Genomic DNA, 728 nt, shown 5'->3' on the forward strand with positions numbered 1-728 from the left:
GCTCGTAGCTGCAAGCAGACCGTAAGTAGAGCCCCTTCCTCTCCCAAAGAAAAGAAAACAGATAAATTGCTAAGGAGCTCTTTTGCTTCGGTTTTACCTCACTTTGCGCTTGCACTCCCTTTGGGAGTTGCCAACAGAGCGCCATCCACCCCCCCTCCATCTCTTTTACATGAAGCAAAAAACCTAAAATTAACCAAGCCAAATTTACTATCGTCGAGATGCTGGTCTCGGCGAGTAAAATTTGCTAAATTTATCTCGGTCAAATTTGCCAAATTTATCCATAAAATTTAACCGGCAAAAGCTAAAAACCAAACTCAGCGTAAAATTCGTTCAGGTAGTCAGAGTAGTAGGTATTGCCGTTTCTGGCGTCAAATTTGCCCGCCAGCTCCAAAACCGTTTTGTAGTCGTTTTCGTCGCCAAACGCGCTAACTGCGATGAAAAATCGCAGGTCGTTTAGATTGTCGTTGCCCTCAAGGATTGCCGCAGAGTGCTTGCGCGCTAAGTTTAGCGCCGTCTCGCGCTCATCTAGCCTAACGGCGATCTCGATGAGCGGGGCGACCATGTTTATGACGCGAGGATTTGACTCGATCGTCGCCGCGGCCTTTGGCAGCAGGGCTTTTGCCTCTTCTATCTTGCCCGTTTTTATCATGCTAAAAAGTATCGGCGTGTAGGTCGTGTGAGGCACCTCGGCACAGGTTAGCTCGCCTGAGAGTATCGGCGCGGCAAGC

1 pseudogene is annotated in these 728 nt (G+C 48.9%); it reads right to left on the bottom strand.

What is annotated here, in order from left to right:
* Positions 1 to 301 precede the first annotated feature (301 nt).
* Positions 302 to 728, bottom strand: a pseudogene (locus H740_RS11875) (hypothetical protein); the annotation flags it as partial.

The organism is Campylobacter showae CC57C, from assembly GCF_000344295.2.
Taxonomy (GTDB): Bacteria; Campylobacterota; Campylobacteria; order Campylobacterales; family Campylobacteraceae; genus Campylobacter_A; species Campylobacter_A showae_B.